This window comes from Pantoea sp. SO10 (genome assembly GCF_005281435.1).
Lineage (GTDB): Bacteria > Pseudomonadota > Gammaproteobacteria > Enterobacterales > Enterobacteriaceae > Pantoea > Pantoea leporis.
The window spans coordinates 3,105,672-3,123,459 of sequence record NZ_CP040095.1 but is presented as its reverse complement, the minus strand read 5'-3'; the positions used below and the strand labels follow the sequence as shown (position 1 = coordinate 3,123,459).

The window sequence follows — 17,788 nt, the reverse complement described above, 5'->3', positions numbered from 1 at the left end:
ATTAATTACAGCGAGTGCTGTTTTATTCCGCACCAGACTTTGGTGCATCGCTACCGCTTGGCTTGCGGCGTTTACCCACATTTTTGGTATCGCGATGACGTTGCTTGACGCGCGGTTTCTCTTGTTCTTTCTCTTTACGCTCTTGACGCTTCGCAAGTGCTTTTTTCGACGGTTTTCCCGTCACTTTAGCACTTGGCGCACGGCTTTCTGGACGCAGCTCATCAATCACACGCGCTTTTAACGGCTCGTTGATGTAACGGGTGATTTTGCCCAGCAGCACGTGATCGTGCGCTTCAACCAGCGAGATCGCGGTACCTTTACGGCCCGCACGCGCGGTACGACCGATACGGTGCAGATAGGTATCTGCGGTGCGCGGCAAATCGTAGTTAATCACGTGCGAGATATCGTCGATGTCGATACCGCGCGCAGCAACGTCGGTGGCAATCATCACCTTTACGCGGCCATCATTCATACGCTTGATGGCTTCGTTACGGTTGACCTGCACCATTTCGCCTTCGAGATAGCTGGTGCGGATGCCCGCTTCATGAAGCCAGGTAACCAGCTCATGCAGGCGCTCACGTTTGCGCACAAATACAATGACGCGCGTGGCATCTGGCTGTTTCAACAGGTGAATCAGCAGCTTATTCTTATGCTCTAAATTATCGGCGCGGTAATACCATTGCTGGATTTTTTTGCGTTCGCTTTTGCTTGGGTCGGCCTCAATAAACACAGGCTCGTTGAGCAAACGCTCGGCGAAGTCTTTGATGTGCTCACCTTCCAGCGTCGCCGAGAACAGCAGCGTCTGTTTGCGCCAGCGGGTTTCTGCGGCGATGGTTTCGATGTCCTGCGCAAAGCCCATATCGAGCATGCGGTCAGCTTCATCGAGAATCAGCGTTTCTACGGCGCGGCAGTCAAAGTTCTCTTCTTTGATGTACTGCAGCAAACGGCCGGTGGTCGCGACGACGATGTCCTGGTTTTCGCTGAATACTTCGGCATGGTTCATATACGCCACGCCCCCGGTGATGGTGGCGATATCCAGATGCGTGTGTTTAGCCAGCTCGCGCGCGTGATCGGCAACCTGCATCGCCAGTTCGCGCGTTGGGGTGATGATCAGAATGCGTGGTGGGCCTGATTTCTTACGCGGGAAATCGAGCAAATGCTGTAAAGCGGGCAGCAAAAACGCTGCAGTTTTCCCCGTCCCGGTTGGAGCCGAACCCAGAACGTCACGGCCTTCCAGCGCGGCAGGAATGGTCTCGGCCTGAATAACAGTAGGGCGAGTGAAGCCTTTTTCCTGCAAAGCTTGTAGCAGGCTTTCGTCGAGTTCGAGTTCGGAGAATGTGGTTACGGTCATGGTCTACCTCAGTTTGGGGCGCTGATTATAGACAGAACGAATATAATCTTCATCTGTTTGTGTAGGTATTACCGGCGCAGGTGAATTCCCATCGCCACCACGTTACACTTCCGGCAGTAAAAAATTCAATGGTAGTGAAGTATGTCTCAGGACCAGCCGCACGCGCGGCCGACGTTAAGAAAAGACGGTTTTACCTTTAAGCAATTTTTCGTGGCGCACGATCGCTGTGCGATGAAAGTCGGCACCGATGGCGTGTTAATCGGGGCCTGGGCGCCAGTAGCCGGCGCGCGTCGCATCCTCGATATTGGCTGCGGCAGTGGCTTGATTGCGCTGATGCTGGCGCAACGTACGCCCAGTTCGGTAGAGGTTGATGCCGTCGAACTGGAAGCCAGCGCAGCGCAGCAGGCGCAGGAAAATATACAGGCTTCGCCGTGGGCGGATCGCATCCACGTCCACCATCAGGATATTGTCAGCTGGAGCGAACAGTGTGAAAAACGCTTTTCGCTCATCGTCAGTAATCCACCTTTTTTCGCGCCCGGTATGGCAAGCGGCAGTGTCGCGCGCGATACCGCACGCAGCACCGCCACGCTCGACCATCTGACGCTGCTGCGTTGTGCCGCCCAGTTGATTGAAGAAGAAGGGCTATTTTGCGTGGTGCTGCCGGCTGAAGCTGGCGAAGCATTGATTTCACTGGCGCTGGCGGATGGCTGGCATTTGCGTTATCGCTACGATGTCGCCGCCTATGCGCAGCGCCCGCCGAATCGCGTGGTGTTAGGCTTTTCGCCCTCCGCCGGCGAAACTTTGCTAGAACGTCTCGCCATTCGTGATGAAGATAAAAGCTATTCAGCCGACTGGCTCAGCCTGGTGAAAGACTTTTACCTGTTCCGCTAGCTTCGGGCTGCAGGATGGTCGGTAACGCTTCATCCAGCAGATCGGGATTGTCGAGGGTAAAGTGTAGCCCTCGGCTCTCCTTGCGCTCCAGCGCACAGCGCACCATAAGTTCGGCGACCTGCACCAGATTGCGCAGCTCAAGAAGATTGTTAGAGAGGCGGAAGTGCGCGTAGTACTCGTCAATCTCCTGTTGCAGCAAATTAATGCGCCGCAGCGCGCGCTCCAGACGTTTGGTAGTACGCACAATTCCCATGTAATCCCACATGAATAATCGCAGTTCATGCCAGTTATGCTGGATTACTACGCGCTCATCGGCATCATCAACGCGGCTTTCATCCCACGCGGGCAGATGTTCTACCGCCGCGATGTCCGGCAAGCGGGCGATCATATCTTCAGCAGCAGACCAACCGTAAACCAGGCACTCGAGCAGGGAGTTGGACGCCATGCGGTTTGCGCCATGTAAGCCGGTGTAACTCACTTCGCCAATCGCATACAGTCCGTCAACATCTGTACGGCCTTGCTGATCGACCATCACGCCGCCGCAAGTGTAATGCGCGGCTGGCACAATCGGAATCGGCTGTTTAGTAAGATCGAGGCCAAAGGTCAGCAATTTTTCGTAAATCATCGGGAAGTGCGCGCGCACAAAGCTTTCCGGCTGGTGGCTAATGTCGAGATACATGCAATCGACGCCCAGCCGTTTCATCTCATGGTCAATGGCGCGCGCCACAATATCGCGCGGTGCCAGCTCGGCACGCTCATCAAAGTCAGGCATAAAGCGAGTGCCGTCAGGACGCAACAGCCAGGCACCTTCACCGCGCAGCGCTTCAGTCAGCAGGAAATTTTGCGCTTGTGGATGGAATAAACAGGTGGGATGGAATTGATTAAATTCGAGGTTCGCTACGCGGCAACCGGCGCGCCACGCCATGGCAATGCCATCGCCAGAGGCCACGTCCGGATTGGTGGTGTACTGATAGACTTTCGCTGCGCCGCCGGTGGCTAACACCACGGCGCGCGCGCGGCAGGTTTCCACCTGTTCACGTTTACGGTTCCAGATCCACGCGCCAACTACGCGGCGCTTGCCGGGCAGGCCAAGCTTATCGGAAAGGATCAAATCCACCGCATTGGTGCGTTCAATAATGCGGATGTTAGGATGGCTCAGCGCCTGGCTTACCAGCGTGGTTTCCACCGCGCGGCCAGTGGCATCGGCGCTGTGCAGAATGCGGCGATGGCTGTGCCCGCCTTCGCGCGTGAGGTGGTAACGCGCTTCACCCTCAGCCTGCGGCTCTTTATCGAAGGCGACGCCGTTATCAATCAGCCACTGCACGCAGTGACGCGCGTTGCTGGCGATAAAGCTCACCGTATCGCGGTCGCACAAGCCGGCACCCGCAACCAGCGTGTCTTCAACGTGTGATTCGATGCTGTCCGTTTCATCAAACACCGCCGCAATCCCGCCCTGCGCATACAGCGTTGAGCCCTCATTCACCTGCGCTTTACTCAGCACGGTAACCTGATAATGCGGCGCTAAGCGCAGCGCTAACGATAAACCTGCCGCACCGCTGCCGACGATGAGGACATCACACTGATATTCCGGGAGAGAAGTCATGGTGTTTAATTTACTAAACAAAAGGTGGCTTGAGCATAAGCTGTGATGGGGGGGCTGTGAAGTATTTTGAACCAACTGCGCGGAAAAATTATTCAGCGGGTAGAGATAGTAGCGTGAATTCAGTGAGTTAACTCTGAAATTGAGCACAATGTGTTTTTTATATCAAACACTCTGAAAATTCAGGGAATAAAGGTGAAAATGACGGCGTCATAAGGTACTCTGCCAGCGATTATCGGTTCCGCAAAAGACACCACCAGCGTGGCAAGTCGCTACACTGAAAGACAATCAACAACAATGATGTCGTGGTTCCGATACGGAAAATTCTGGTCGTAGTGAACTTCGGGCCAAAGGGCCACTCTAAGCGCATGCTTGCTCAGAATAATGAGATGTGCTGGCAGTTCACTTACGCATAAAAAAGTTTTGGGGAGATATTACCTCGGATGAGCGAGCAGTTAACGGATCAGGTTCTCGTTGAGCGGGTTCAGAAGGGAGATCAAAAGTCCTTTAATTTACTGGTGATTCGATACCAGCATAAAGTGGCGAGCCTGGTTTCACGCTATGTTCCGTCAGGCGATGTGCCTGATGTGGTTCAGGAATCTTTTATTAAAGCGTATCGCGCACTGGAATCGTTCCGTGGCGACAGCGCCTTTTATACATGGCTGTACCGCATCGCGGTAAACACAGCGAAAAATTATCTGGTTGCTCAAGGGCGACGTCCGCCATCCAGTGATGTGGATGCTATCGATGCGGAAAATTTCGAAAGTGCGGGTGCACTGAAAGAAATTTCGAACCCTGAGAACTTAATGTTGTCTGAAGAACTGAAACAAATCGTCTTTCGTACCATTGAGGCGCTTCCCGAAGATCTTCGTATGGCCATTACCCTCAGGGAATTGGATGGTCTGAGTTACGAAGAAATTGCCGTCATCATGGATTGTCCGGTCGGTACCGTACGTTCGCGTATCTTCCGTGCACGAGAGGCTATTGATAATAAAGTTCAACCGCTTATCCAACGTCAGTGATAACGGCTACTGGAAGGGTACCAAGGCATGCAGAAAGAAAAACTTTCCGCTTTAATGGATGGTGAAACTTTAGATAACGAGCTGTTGGCATCGTTGTCGAAGGATGCGGATCTTCAGCACAGCTGGGAAAGCTACCATCTCATTCGCGACACCTTACGCGGTGATATCGGAGAAGTGCTGCATTTTGATATCTCCGCACGTGTGGCGGCGGCCATCGAAAACGAGCCGGCACGCAAAGTCACTCCGCTGATCCCTGAAGCGCAGCCTGAACCGTCGCGCTACGAGAAGATGCCGTTCTGGCGTCGTGGTGGCAGCTGGGCGGCACAGCTGACGCAAGTTGGTGTGGCTGCGTGCGTCTCACTGGCGGTGATTGTCGGTGTTCAGCACTACAACAGTTCACCTACCGGCAGCGCAACTGAAGCGTCTGATTCACCGGCATTCAATACCTTGCCGATGATGGGTAAAGCGTCGCCGGTCAGCTTAGGCGTGCCTTCTGAAGCCTTCGACACCAACAGCTCTAATCAGCAGGTGCAGGAACAGCGTCGTCGCGTGAATGCCATGCTGCAGGATTATGAACTGCAACGTCGTCTGCATGCCGATCAGGTTCAGTTTGAGAAAAACGATCCGCAACAGGCTCAGGCTAATGTTCCCGGAAATCAGTCGTTAGGAACTCAGCAGCAGTAATGAAGCAGCTTTGGTGTGCCGTTAGCCTGCTGGCAGGCAGCCTGTTTTGCTCATCTATCGCCTCGGCGCAGACCTCTGCGTCCGGGGCGTTGTTGCAACAGATGGAGCAGGCAAGCCAGAACCTCAACTACGAATTTGCCTACATCAATGTCTCGCGTCTCGGCATTGAATCTCTGCGTTATCGTCACGCGATTATCGATAATCGTATCTTCGCCCAACTGTTGCAGATGGACGGGCCGCGCCGTGAAGTGATTCAGCGCGGAAACGACATCAGCTATTTCGAGCCGGGATTAGATCCCTTCTCGCTGCCGGGCAATCACATTATCGATGCTTTACCTGGTTTGATGTTTGCCGACTTCTCCCGTTTGGGCGAGGCCTACGATTTCATTCCGGTGGGCCGTTCGCGCATGGCCGATCAGATGTGCGAAGTGGTGCGCATCGTGTCACGTGATGGCACGCGTTACAGCTATGTCGTGTGGCTGGATGTGGACACTAAATTGCCGCTGCGTATCGATCTGCTTGATCGGGACGGTGAAACGCTGGAACAGTTCCGCGTCATCAGCTTTGCCGTCGACGAAGGCGTACGCAATCTGATGCAAGGGCTGGAGAAGGCCAACTTGCCGCCATCGCTGTCGTTACCGGCCGGTGACAAAGTGGAACTCAGCTGGCAGCCAAACTGGCTTCCGGCGGGCATGAAACTGATCTCACAAAGTCGCCGCGATATTCCGTCGATGAACAAAACTGTCGAATCGCGCCTGTACAGCGATGGCCTGTTTAGCTTTGCCATTAATGTTACGCCAGCAGATAAAAGCAGCAGCGTGCAGGCATTGCGCACTGGACGTCGCACGGTGCAGACAGAAGTGCGCAATAATAACGAAATCACGGTGGTGGGCGAGTTACCGCCAGCCACTGCCAAACGTATTGCGGACAGCATAGATTCGGGTTCACCAAAATGATGAAAGAATGGGCCACCGTGGTGGCGTGGAAAGAAGGCATTGCCACACTGCACACGGAAGCGAAAACGTCTTGTAACAGCTGCTCGGCGCGTAAAGGCTGCGGCAGCCATGCGCTTAATCAGCTGGGGCCGAAAAATGCCCACGTGATGACTATCGCCAGCGCGGAGCCGTTGCAACCCGGCCAGCGCATTGAGTTAGGCATCCGCGAAAGCAGCCTGCTGGGCTCTGCCTTGCTGGTTTACATGACGCCGCTGTTTGGCCTGTTTTTAGTGGCTGGCATCTTCCAGATGCTGTTCGCCAGCGATCTGGTTGCGGCCTGTGGCGCGCTGTTGGGCGGCATTGGCGGCTTTATCGTGGCGAAAGGGGTATCCAAACTCTTCGGCGATCGCGAGGCTTTCCAGCCGGTGATTCTCAGCGTTGCGTTACCGCCTGATGCGTTGCGCGTGGAAAGCGAAGCTTGATCCCCGTCCAGGCCGCGTTTGATGCGGCCTTTCCCAATCAGCTTAACCGCTGAAATCTGTTGCGATTCCCCACAGTTCCATTCTTTAACGCGCGGCGTTAACAGTGTAATATGCGTCGTCATTAATGAGGCCGACAGGGTTCCGGGTTAAGCTCACTTTCCTGAATGTGTTCGTGCTCAAGTTTCCCACTGATTTTCTACGTGAAGATATTCATATAAATGAAGCACATACGAAATTTCTCCATCATCGCTCACATTGACCACGGCAAATCAACGCTCTCTGACCGTTTGATTCAAATTTGTGGTGGCCTGAGCGATCGTGAGATGGCGGCGCAGGTTCTGGATTCCATGGATCTGGAACGCGAGCGCGGCATTACCATTAAAGCGCAGAGCGTGACGCTCGATTACAAAGCGCAGGACGGTGAAACTTACCAGCTCAATTTTATCGATACTCCTGGTCACGTTGACTTCTCCTATGAAGTTTCCCGCTCGCTAGCGGCGTGTGAAGGAGCATTGCTGGTGGTCGATGCAGGGCAGGGCGTTGAAGCTCAGACGCTGGCGAACTGCTACACCGCAATGGAAATGGATCTGGAAGTGGTACCGGTACTGAACAAAATCGACCTGCCTGCCGCCGATCCAGAGCGCGTAGCGGAAGAGATTGAAGATATCGTCGGCATTGACGCCACCGATGCGGTGCGTTGCTCGGCGAAAACCGGCGTCGGCGTACCCGACGTGCTGGAGCGTCTGGTGCGTGACATCCCGCCGCCAGAAGGCGATCCGGAAGGCCCGCTGCAGGCGCTGATCATCGATTCCTGGTTCGATAACTACCTTGGCGTAGTATCGCTGATTCGTATTAAGAACGGCACGCTGCGTAAAGGCGACAAAGTTAAAGTCATGAGCTCCGGTCAAAGCTACAACGCTGACCGTCTCGGCATCTTCACGCCTAAGCGTGTTGATCGCAACGAGCTAAACTGCGGTGAAGTAGGCTGGCTAGTGTGTGCGATTAAAGACATCCTCGGCGCACCCGTGGGTGATACGCTGACCTTACAACGCAATCCGGCGGAGAAAGTATTGCCTGGCTTCAAGAAAGTGAAGCCACAGGTTTACGCCGGTCTGTTCCCAATCAGTTCTGACGACTATGAAGCGTTCCGTGATGCGCTGGGCAAATTGAGCCTGAACGATGCGTCACTGTTCTATGAGCCAGAGAGCTCAACGGCGCTGGGCTTCGGTTTCCGCATCGGCTTCCTTGGTCTGCTGCACATGGAGATCATTCAGGAACGTCTGGAGCGTGAATACGATCTGGATCTGATCACCACTGCACCAACCGTAGTGTATGAAGTGGAAACCACCGACGGTGAAACTATCTATGTTGATAGCCCGTCGAAGCTGCCACCGCTGAATAATATTGCCGAGCTGCGTGAGCCGATTGCTGAGTGTCACATGCTGCTGCCGCAGGAGTTCCTCGGCAACGTCATTACGCTGTGTATTGAAAAACGTGGCGTGCAAACCAACATGGTTTACCACGGCAAGCAGGTTGCGCTGACGTATGAGATTCCGATGGCGGAAGTGGTTCTTGACTTCTTCGACCGTCTGAAATCAACCTCGCGCGGTTATGCTTCGCTGGATTACAACTTCAAACGTTTCCAGACCTCTGACATGGTGCGTGTCGACGTGATGATTAACTCAGAACGTGTTGATGCGCTGGCGCTGATTACTCACCGTGATAACTCACAATATCGTGGCCGCGACCTGGTGGAGAAGATGAAAGATCTGATCCCACGTCAGCAGTTCGATATTGCGATTCAGGCGGCAATCGGCAACCACATTATCGCTCGCTCAACGGTAAAACAGCTGCGTAAAAACGTCCTGGCGAAATGCTATGGCGGTGACGTGAGCCGTAAGAAGAAACTGTTGCAGAAGCAGAAAGACGGTAAGAAGCGAATGAAGCAGGTCGGCAACGTTGAGCTGCCGCAGGAAGCATTCCTTGCCATTCTGCATGTCGGTAAAGACAGCAAATAAGGATTTTTAATGGCTAACATGTTCGCCCTGGTTTTAGTGATCGCAACGCTGATCACTGGCGTTATCTGGTGTATCGATCGCTTTAAATGGGCACCGGCGCGTCGTGCGAAGCAGGCTGCCGCGCAAGCGCAGGCCGGCAACGCACTCGACAGTAAAACGCTGGCGAAAGTAGCCGCGCAGCCGGGTTGGGTTGAAACCACCGCATCGGTGTTCCCGGTGCTGGCGGTGGTGTTGATCGTGCGTTCGTTTATTTTTGAGCCGTTCCAGATTCCCTCGGGCTCAATGATGCCAACGCTGCTGATTGGCGACTTCATCCTCGTGGAGAAGTTTGCTTACGGTATTAAAGATCCGATTACCCAAACCACACTGATACCAACTGGCCATCCGCAGCGCGGTGATGTCGCGGTATTCAAATACCCGAAAGATCCCAGCGTGGACTACATCAAGCGCGTGATTGGCTTGCCGGGCGATAAAGTGGTGTTTGATCCTTACAGCAAAACCCTGACCATCAATCCGGGTTGCAGCAGCGGCAGTTGCGACACGGCGCTGCCAGTGACTTACACTAACGTTGAGCCAAGCAACTTCATTCAAACCTTCAGCGGCTTTGATGGCAATGAAACCGGCAACGGCTTCTTCCAGGCGCCACAGGGCGAAACCATGAAGGGCGGCCTGCGTCTCGGCACCCGCAAAGAGACATTGGGCAACGTAACGCACGATATCTTGCTGGTAAACGAAGCGCAAAGTCAGGCAAGCATGTATTATCAGCAGCCGGGCCAGCCGCAATCGACCTGGATTGTGCCGCAAGGGCAATATTTCATGATGGGTGATAACCGCGATAACAGCGCCGACAGCCGCTACTGGGGCTTTGTGCCCGAGAAGAATCTGGTCGGCAAAGCGGTGGCCATCTGGATGAGCTTCGAGAAACAAGAAGGACAGTGGCCGACCGGCGTGCGCTTTAGCCGCATTGGTGGGATTCACTAATTAGCTTCAAAAAAGGTTGGCCTCTCTTTCGGGAGGCCAGTGCACACGAAACAGACCAGGTTGGAACCTCAGCCCTGTTTCGTATGCAGTGATAGGCGCACAGAACAACTGGAATAGCATGAACCCCATCGTCATTAACAAGCTGCAGCGCAAACTGGGCTACACTTTTACTCATCCGGATTTATTGCAGCAGGCACTGACGCATCGTAGCGCCAGTAGCAAACACAATGAACGTCTTGAATTTCTTGGCGATTCTATTCTCAGCTACGTGATTGCCAATGCGCTCTATCACCGCTTCCCGCGTGTGGATGAAGGCGACATGAGCCGTATGCGTGCCACGCTGGTGCGCGGCAATACGCTGGCAGAGATGGCGCGAGAGTTCGACCTTGGCGAATGTTTACGCCTCGGCCCGGGCGAGCTGAAAAGCGGCGGTTTCCGTCGTGAATCGATCCTCGCGGATACCGTTGAAGCCTTAATTGGCGGCATCTTCCTCGATAGCAGCATTCAAACCGTCGAAAAGTTAATTCTCGACTGGTATCACTCACGACTGGAACAGATCAGTCCGGGCGATAAGCAAAAAGATCCGAAAACGCGCCTGCAGGAGTATTTGCAGGGACGTCATCTGCCGCTGCCGTCGTATTTGGTGGTGCAGGTGCGTGGCGAAGCCCACGATCAGGAATTCACCATTCACTGTCAGGTGAGTGGCATGGCAGAACCGGTGGTGGGCATTGGCTCCAGCCGCCGTAAAGCCGAGCAAGCAGCCGCCGAACAGGCGTTAATTAAGCTTGGCCTCGAATAAATAGTCACATTGCAGCGTCGAAAGCGGCGCTGCCCAAGTCAGGACTCGAATGAGCGAACTCGAAACATATAGCGGCTTTGTCGCGATTGTAGGCCGACCAAACGTCGGTAAATCCACTTTGCTGAACCAGTTGCTGGGGCAGAAAGTGTCGATCACGTCGCGCAAGCCGCAAACCACGCGTCACCGTATTATGGGCATCCATACCGAAGGCGCTTATCAGGCGATCTACGTGGATACGCCAGGGCTGCACATGGAAGAGAAACGGGCGATCAACCGCCTGATGAACCGTGCCGCCAGCAGCTCCATTGGTGACGTTGAGCTGGTGATCTTTGTGGTTGAAGGCACGCGCTGGACACCAGACGACGAGATGGTGCTCAACAAGCTGCGTGATAACAAAGTTCCGGTGGTATTGGCGATCAATAAAGTCGACAACATCCAGGACAAGAGCATTCTGTTACCGCATCTGCAGTTCCTTAGCCAGCAGATGAACTTCCTTGAAATCGTCCCTATCTCAGCGGAAAGCGGCAAAAATGTCGACGCGATTGCGGCGATTGCGCGCAAATGCCTGCCAAAATCTGAGCACCATTTCCCGGAAGATTATGTCACCGACCGCTCGCAGCGCTTTATGGCGTCTGAGATCATCCGTGAAAAGTTAATGCGCTTCCTGGGTGCAGAACTTCCTTACTCCGTTACCGTCGAAATTGAGCAGTTTGTTTCGAACGATCGCGGCGGCTACGACATCAATGGCCTGATCCTTGTTGAGCGCGAAGGCCAGAAGAAAATGGTCATCGGTAATAAAGGCGCCAAGATCAAAACCATCGGCATTGAATCGCGTAAAGACATGGAAGAGATGTTTGAAGCGAAAGTGCATCTCGAACTGTGGGTTAAAGTGAAATCGGGCTGGGCGGACGATGAACGTGCGCTGCGCAGCTTAGGTTACTCTGACGAAGGTTAAGTAATGGAAGGCTGGCAACGCGCCTTTGTGCTGCATAGTCGCCCTTACAGCGAAACCAGCCTACTCCTCGATCTGTTCAGCGAAAGCGAAGGGCGCGTCCGCGTCCTTGCCAAAGGCGCCCGCTCGCGCCGCTCCCAACTAAAAGGTGCACTGCAACCCTTTACGCCACTGCTGGTGCGCTGGGGTGGACGCGGTGATGTCAAAACGCTGCGCAATGCCGAAGCCGTTTCGCTGGCATTGCCGCTCAGCGGCATTACGCTCTATTGCGGGCTCTACGTCAACGAGCTGCTGTCGCGCGTGCTGGAGCAGCAAATTCCCTTCTCTGATATGTTCTTTGATTACCTGAATTGCATCCAAACGCTGGCGGCAGGCAACGGCTCGCCTGAACCGGCGCTGCGCCGCTTTGAGCTGGCGCTGCTCGGGCATCTCGGTTACGGCGTGGATTTTCTGCACTGTGCCGGCAGCGGCGAAGAGGTGGCCGATGGCATGACCTACAGCTACCGCGAAGAGAAGGGTTTTATTGCCAGTTTGGTGGTCAATCAACGCAGCTTTACCGGCCGCCAGCTGCGTGCGTTGTGGGAGCGCGAATTTCCCGATGCTGATACCCTGCGCGCCGCTAAACGCTTTACGCGCATGGCGCTGAAGCCCTATCTTGGCGGCAAACCGCTGAAGAGTCAGGAACTGTTTCGCCAGTTTGTGCCAAAAAAGAAACCCGATGTGGCAAACGACTAGCGCTGGTCGTACCGCCTGATATATTCAGCGCGGTACACTGCAAACACACTGAACACATTTAAGGATTGTCATGGCTGAGTTGCTGTTAGGCGTCAACATTGACCACATTGCCACCGTACGTAACGCACGTGGTACAAACTATCCCGATCCGGTGCAGGCCGCGTTTGTTGCTGAGCAGGCCGGCGCTGACGGCATTACCGTGCATCTGCGTGAGGATCGCCGTCACATCACCGATCGCGATGTACGCATTTTGCGTGACACCATCCAGACGCGCATGAATCTGGAGATGGCGGTAACGGACGAGATGATCGACATTGCCTGCGAAATCAAGCCGCACTTCGTTTGTCTGGTGCCGGAAAAGCGTCAGGAAGTGACCACCGAAGGCGGGCTGGATGTGGCGGGTCAGCAGGATAAAATCAATGCTGCGGTGCGCCTGTTAAGCGACGCCGGCATTCTGGTGTCACTGTTTATCGATGCCGATCACCGCCAGATTGAAGCGGCGGTTGCCAGCGGCGCGCCTTATATCGAAATTCACACCGGTGCCTATGCCGAAGCGCCCGAAGGTCTCGCGCGCCAGGCTGAGCTGTCGCGCATCCGCAAAGCCGCGACTTTCGCCGCCAGTCTGGGCCTGAAAGTCAATGCCGGCCACGGTTTGACTTACCACAATGTGCAGCCGATTGCTGAATTGCCGGAAATGCACGAGCTGAATATTGGCCATGCGATTATTGGTCGCGCGCTGTTCAGCGGTTTGGCCGATGCGGTCAGTGGAATGAAGCTGCTGATGCGGGAAGCGCGTCGCTAATGGCGATTCTCGGGCTCGGCAGCGATATCGTAGAGATCGAGCGCATTGCTGGCGTCATTGAGCGCTCCGGCGACCGTCTGGCGCGTCGCGTATTAAGCGAAGCCGAGTGGCAGCAATATCAGGCGCACCAGCAACCGGTGCGCTTTCTGGCTAAGCGTTTTGCGGTGAAAGAGGCAGCCGCGAAAGCGTTTGGCACCGGCATTCGCGGTGGCCTGGCCTTCAATCAGTTCGAAGTGTACAACGATGCGCTGGGCAAACCGGGATTACGTTTCTTTGAGCAGGCCAGGGTGATTGCCAGCCAGCTCGGCGTGAAGCATGTGCATGTGACGTTAGCGGATGAACGCCATTACGCCTGCGCAACGGTGATTATCGAGAACTAAGGATGCAACACCACGAACTTCTCCCACAGCGCCTCGCGGCTTTCCGGGTGCTGTGGATCGGTAATGATGGTGTTATCAATCGGACAGACGCTTTGGCAGGTCGGCACATCATAATGGCCCACGCACTCGGTGCAGCGGTCGACATCAATTTCATAGATCGCGTCGCCTAAGCTGATTGCCTGGTTTGGGCATTCAGGTTCGCACATATCGCAATTGATGCATTTGGTGGTGATGAGCAAGGCCATGGCAGAAGTCCAATAACAGCAGAAAAGGCGCGGGTATTATACGCGCCTGATCTCATCAGACCAGCTTTTTCACCAACGCTTCGCTGTGGCGAATGTGGCTGGAGGCGCGTTCAGGATCGTTTTGTACCAGCGCCATAAACAGCAGATCGGTCAACGCCAGCTGCGCGCTGGTCGACGAGATCGCCGCACTGCGCGTGCTCTGCTCTTCCGCCACGGTGTAGAGGCAAACCGTGGCGCACTGCTGCAGAGCATTCGGCGTAAAGCCGGTAAAGGCCAGCACATCGGCACCGACCTGCGCCGCTTCCTGCGCCGCCAGATTGATTTCGCGACGTTCGCCAGTATAGGAAATCGCCAGCAGCACATCGCCCGGCGCCATCGCTTGCACGCTGGCGAGCAAAGCGTGCATATCCTGCTCCGCCACCGCATTGATGCCGATCTTCATCAGCTTCCACGAAAAATCTTTCGCCACTAAACCGGACGCGCCGATGCCAACCAGCAAAATACGATTGGCATTTTTCAGCAGCTGCAAGGTTTGCAGCAGCTTCTCTTCGCTATTGATGTCCAGCGTGGCGCGGATCGCCGAGATCTTTTCGGTCAGCAGCTTTTCGCCGACCACTTTCAGCGGATCGTCGCTGAGAATATGGTTATGCACGGTAATCGCATCGCGATCGGCCATCGATTCGCTCAGCGCCAGCTTCAGCGCTGGAAATCCTTTGTAGCCCAGCTTCTGGGCAAACTTCACCACGCTGGACTGGCTAACGCCCGATTCCTCAGCGAGTTTTTGTGAACTGAGATGCCGTGCACGATCCGGCTGCGACAGCAAAAAATCCGCCAGCCGGCGCTCATTTAGCGCCAGTCGAGGGTAGAGCTGACGAATGCGCAGCAATGAACTCATGGTTCGATCCTTAATTCCTTTATCCGCAAACAGCGCGTAAACGCGAAGAATAAACTATTCAAATGGCATTGTAGTCACTGGAATTAAAAATAGCAGCTTTCGCCCTGAACGCCGAAGCTGGCTACACTGTAGTGCAGAAACCACGAAGGATAGAGAAGGAGTGCTGTTTGACAAAGGGTACACAACGACGCGTGGTATTTTTCGATCTCGATGGCACGCTGCATCAGCAAGACATGTTTGGCACCTTTATGCGCTATCTGCTGCGACGTCAGCCGATCAATCTGCTGCTGGTGGTGCCGCTGTTACCGGTGATTGGTCTTAGCATGCTGATCAAAGGCCGCGCCGCACGCTGGCCAATGAGTTTATTACTGTGGGCGATTACTTTTGGCCACAGCGAAAAACGTCTGCGCCAGCTTGAGGCGGAATTCGCTGAGTGGTTCCGCCAGCGTGTTACTGCGTTTCCGGTAGTGCAGCAGCGACTCACCGACTATCTCAGCAGCAGCGATGCCGATGTCTGGCTAATTACCGGTTCGCCGCAGTCGCTGGTGGAGCAAGTCTATTTCGACTCGGCCTTCCTGCCGCGCGTACAGCTGATTGCCAGCCAGATGAAACCGGGCCGCGGCGGACGTTTGCTGTCGATGCGCTGCCTCGGCCATGAAAAGGTGGCACAGCTGGAGGAGAAAATCGGCACGCCGCTGCAACTGTATAGCGGCTACAGCGACAGCAAACAGGACAACCCGCTGCTGTTCTTCTGTCAGCACCGCTGGCGCGTCACGCCGCGCGGTGAGCTGCAACAACTGGAATAACGCTTCGATTCCGGCAGCAGCATCGCTATAATGCGCCGCCTTTATTGCCCGCAGGAGTTGCCCGGTGAACCCACAAACTGATGAATATTGGATGCGTTATGCGCTGGAACTGGCGAAGCGCGCGTGGGAGCAGGGCGAAGTGCCGGTTGGTGCGGTGCTGGTGCAGGGCGACAAGGTGATTGGCGAGGGCTGGAACCGGCCGATTGGCCAGCACGATCCTACCGCACATGCCGAGATCATGGCGCTGCGTCAGGGCGGCAAAGTACTGGAAAACTATCGTCTGCTGGATACCACGCTATATGTCACGCTGGAACCCTGCGTGATGTGCGCCGGTGCGATGGTGCACGGCCGCATCACGCGGCTGGTGTACGGCGCTAAAGATGATAAAACCGGCGCGGCCGGTTCACTGCTGGATGTGATTGGTCATCCCGGCATGAATCATCAAATTCAGATTGATTGCGGTGTGCTGGCGGAAGAGTGTGCCGGGATGCTGAGTGACTTTTTCCGCATGCGTCGCGAACAGAAGAAGGCGCTGCGTCAGGCGCAGCGCACCGGTTAATTCATGGCAATTTTCGGTTCGACCGCCGGGTAACCGGCGCCTAACTCCGCTTCCAGTGCCGACTGCTGAGCTAAACGCTTCTCCTGTTCCTGCAAATATCCCACCAAACTGATCTGATATTTACGGATATTCTCCACGTAGTTATAAGCTTCGTGGCCGCGCGCGTAGCCGTAGGTGGTTTGCGTGTAATAGCGCTTCTGGCTCAACATCGGCAAACGCAGCTTCACATCGGCCCAGCTGTCGGGATTGCCGCCCTGTTTCGCCGTCAGCTTGCGTACGTCCAGCATGTGCGCGTAACCCATGTTATATGCCGCCAGCGCGAACCAGATACGTTCATCTTCAGGAATCGTTTCCGGGACTTTCTCCATCATGCGCTTGAGATATTCGCTGCCGCCGCGAATGCTCTGTTCGGGATCGAGGCGATCGTTAACGTCAAGGCTGTCGGCGGTATTACGCGTCAACATCATCATGCCGCGCACGCCGGTTGGCGATGTGGCCTGCGGATTCCAGTGCGACTCCTGATAAGATATTGCCGCCAGTAAACGCCAATCCATGCTGGCGGAATATTTCTCAAACAGCGGTTTGATATCCGGCAAAGTGTTATCAATGGCGCGCAGGAAGGTGCGGGTATCAACGTAATCGAAGGTGCCAACGTGGCCGAGATACTTCTCTTCCAGCCGCGCCATCGTGCCTTCCTCGCCCATCTGGCTGTAGAAGTCGAGCATCGCCGCACTCAGGCTGTCGTCTTCATTGCGCGGTAAATACCAGGTGACCGGCTCTTCGTCGGTCACATCAAACGCCACCGCCAGCTGCGGATGAATGCGCTGCAGCAGGCCGATGGTAACCGAATCGCCCACCGTGTAATCGAGTTTGCCGTCAGCAACTGCTTCAAGCAGCGCTTTCTGACCCTGATCGGTGGAGATCGCCCAGTCGAGATCGGGATAGCTGTCAGCTTTGGCGGAACGTAAAGTTGACAGATATGCCGAACCGGACTGCACAATCAGGCGGCCTTTGAGATCGCCGAGATTCTTAGGGCGAGGCTTATCAATGCGGTACACCAGCTGCTGCGACACAGAATAGTAGCTCGGGCCACTTTGGTAGTGCGCGAGGCGCTCGCTGTTGTAGATCAAGCCGGCCGCTAGCAAATCCGCTTTACCGTCATCGAGGTCGTCAAACAGATCGCCGAGGTTAGGACGCACCTCAACTTCCAGTTTTACGCCAAGGTAATCGGCGAAGCGCTTCGCCAGCTCGTAATCCATACCGGCTGGTGCATTGTTAATGGTGTAGTAAGTCAGCGGAGAGTTAACGGTACTGATGCGCAGCACTCCGCGTGATTTGATCTGTGATAGCGCGTCTGTTCCGCCCCCGTACCACGGGATTGAAGGCCACAATGCTAGCGCAAGTAGCACGGTGATCAGACCGATAAACAGATAGTTTATTTTTAGGCGTTTCAAATAGTTGTCTCGTAATGGCTCACAGGCCTCTGTCTTTTAAAGGCAGTATTTATGTTGTTTTAACTCCCAGAGCGAGGGGCATTTTGCGCAACAAAAAGGGGCAGGGCAACTTTTATAGCAAGAATTGTGCAAAATTCAGCCAAACGCCAGGTGCCAGAATTTATGCGCAAACGGTTTCGTAACCCGAGCTGTTTCTC

Annotated in this window: 19 protein-coding genes; 14 read left to right on the top strand and 5 right to left on the bottom strand. The window is 54.8% G+C overall.

Going from position 1 to position 17,788, the window contains the following annotated elements; genetic code table 11:
* Positions 1 to 22 precede the first annotated feature (22 nt).
* Positions 23 to 1,351, bottom strand: a complete 1,329-nt coding sequence (srmB, locus tag FCN45_RS14450) for an ATP-dependent RNA helicase SrmB (protein WP_137386305.1) — start codon at positions 1,349 to 1,351, stop codon at positions 23 to 25.
* Between the two features lie 141 nt (positions 1,352 to 1,492).
* Between srmB and FCN45_RS14445 the strand changes: the two genes are divergently transcribed.
* Entirely contained in the window at positions 1,493 to 2,242 is a 750-nt protein-coding gene (locus FCN45_RS14445) for a tRNA1(Val) (adenine(37)-N6)-methyltransferase (protein WP_137386304.1), read from the top strand.
* Here the strand turns inward: FCN45_RS14445 and nadB are convergent.
* The gene (gene nadB / locus FCN45_RS14440) at positions 2,208 to 3,845 is read right to left on the bottom strand and encodes an L-aspartate oxidase (protein WP_101763455.1); all 1,638 of its coding nucleotides are present in this window, start codon (positions 3,843 to 3,845) and stop codon (positions 2,208 to 2,210) included. The genes FCN45_RS14445 and nadB overlap by 35 nt on opposite strands.
* Before the next feature lie 440 nt (positions 3,846 to 4,285).
* Between nadB and rpoE the strand changes: the two genes are divergently transcribed.
* From rpoE to acpS, 11 genes are all read left to right on the top strand, one after another.
* Positions 4,286 to 4,864 carry an RNA polymerase sigma factor RpoE gene (rpoE, locus tag FCN45_RS14435; RefSeq protein ID WP_007886161.1) on the top strand — a complete coding sequence of 193 codons (579 nt, stop codon included), beginning with the start codon at positions 4,286 to 4,288 and terminating at the stop codon, positions 4,862 to 4,864.
* Between the two features lie 27 nt (positions 4,865 to 4,891).
* Complete coding sequence (rseA, locus tag FCN45_RS14430) at positions 4,892 to 5,548, top strand: anti-sigma-E factor RseA (protein WP_137386303.1); 657 nt, start codon at positions 4,892 to 4,894, stop codon at positions 5,546 to 5,548.
* Positions 5,548 to 6,504 carry a sigma-E factor regulatory protein RseB gene (rseB, locus tag FCN45_RS14425; protein WP_137386302.1) on the top strand — a complete coding sequence of 319 codons (957 nt, stop codon included), beginning with the start codon at positions 5,548 to 5,550 and terminating at the stop codon, positions 6,502 to 6,504. Before rseA ends, rseB begins: the two co-directional genes overlap by 1 nt.
* The gene (rseC, locus tag FCN45_RS14420) at positions 6,501 to 6,965 is read left to right on the top strand and encodes a SoxR-reducing system protein RseC (RefSeq protein WP_137386301.1); all 465 of its coding nucleotides are present in this window, start codon (positions 6,501 to 6,503) and stop codon (positions 6,963 to 6,965) included. Before rseB ends, rseC begins: the two co-directional genes overlap by 4 nt.
* 218 nt (positions 6,966 to 7,183) lie before the next feature.
* Positions 7,184 to 8,983 carry a translation elongation factor 4 gene (gene lepA / locus FCN45_RS14415; RefSeq protein WP_101763458.1) on the top strand — a complete coding sequence of 600 codons (1,800 nt, stop codon included), beginning with the start codon at positions 7,184 to 7,186 and terminating at the stop codon, positions 8,981 to 8,983.
* A gap of 9 nt (positions 8,984 to 8,992) precedes the next feature.
* On the top strand, positions 8,993 to 9,964 hold the full coding sequence (gene lepB, locus FCN45_RS14410) for a signal peptidase I (protein ID WP_101763459.1): 972 nt from the start codon (positions 8,993 to 8,995) through the stop codon (positions 9,962 to 9,964).
* Between the two features lie 118 nt (positions 9,965 to 10,082).
* The gene (gene rnc, locus FCN45_RS14405; RefSeq protein WP_036620136.1) at positions 10,083 to 10,763 is read left to right on the top strand and encodes a ribonuclease III; all 681 of its coding nucleotides are present in this window, start codon (positions 10,083 to 10,085) and stop codon (positions 10,761 to 10,763) included.
* A gap of 49 nt (positions 10,764 to 10,812) precedes the next feature.
* On the top strand, positions 10,813 to 11,718 hold the full coding sequence (gene era / locus FCN45_RS14400) for a GTPase Era (protein ID WP_008101512.1): 906 nt from the start codon (positions 10,813 to 10,815) through the stop codon (positions 11,716 to 11,718).
* Positions 11,719 to 11,721: 3 nt separating this feature from the next.
* Positions 11,722 to 12,450: a DNA repair protein RecO gene (gene recO / locus FCN45_RS14395; RefSeq protein ID WP_008101510.1), complete on the top strand. Its 729-nt coding sequence runs from the start codon at positions 11,722 to 11,724 to the stop codon at positions 12,448 to 12,450.
* A gap of 70 nt (positions 12,451 to 12,520) precedes the next feature.
* Positions 12,521 to 13,252: a pyridoxine 5'-phosphate synthase gene (pdxJ, locus tag FCN45_RS14390; protein ID WP_137386300.1), complete on the top strand. Its 732-nt coding sequence runs from the start codon at positions 12,521 to 12,523 to the stop codon at positions 13,250 to 13,252.
* The gene (acpS, locus tag FCN45_RS14385; protein WP_101763460.1) at positions 13,252 to 13,632 is read left to right on the top strand and encodes a holo-ACP synthase; all 381 of its coding nucleotides are present in this window, start codon (positions 13,252 to 13,254) and stop codon (positions 13,630 to 13,632) included. The genes pdxJ and acpS overlap by 1 nt, the downstream gene beginning before the upstream one ends.
* On the opposite strand, the gene FCN45_RS14380 is transcribed toward acpS, so the two are convergent.
* Entirely contained in the window at positions 13,629 to 13,877 is a 249-nt protein-coding gene (locus tag FCN45_RS14380) for a YfhL family 4Fe-4S dicluster ferredoxin (protein ID WP_101763461.1), read from the bottom strand. The two genes, acpS and FCN45_RS14380, sit on opposite strands and share 4 nt — an antisense overlap.
* A gap of 55 nt (positions 13,878 to 13,932) precedes the next feature.
* Positions 13,933 to 14,772 (bottom strand): MurR/RpiR family transcriptional regulator, encoded by an 840-nt coding sequence (locus FCN45_RS14375; protein WP_101763462.1) that lies wholly within the window; start codon positions 14,770 to 14,772, stop codon positions 13,933 to 13,935.
* A 167-nt stretch (positions 14,773 to 14,939) separates the two neighbouring features.
* Here FCN45_RS14375 and yfhb point away from each other — a divergent pair, with 167 nt between their 5' ends.
* Positions 14,940 to 15,578, top strand: a complete 639-nt coding sequence (yfhb, locus tag FCN45_RS14370) for a phosphatidylglycerophosphatase C (protein ID WP_137386299.1) — start codon at positions 14,940 to 14,942, stop codon at positions 15,576 to 15,578.
* 91 nt (positions 15,579 to 15,669) lie between these two features.
* Positions 15,670 to 16,137, top strand: coding sequence for a tRNA adenosine(34) deaminase TadA (gene tadA, locus FCN45_RS14365; protein ID WP_225608164.1), 468 nt, complete (start codon positions 15,670 to 15,672; stop codon positions 16,135 to 16,137).
* Here tadA and mltF read toward each other — a convergent pair.
* Positions 16,134 to 17,591: a membrane-bound lytic murein transglycosylase MltF gene (gene mltF / locus FCN45_RS14360; protein ID WP_110868275.1), complete on the bottom strand. Its 1,458-nt coding sequence runs from the start codon at positions 17,589 to 17,591 to the stop codon at positions 16,134 to 16,136. The two genes, tadA and mltF, sit on opposite strands and share 4 nt — an antisense overlap.
* Positions 17,592 to 17,788 lie beyond the last annotated feature (197 nt).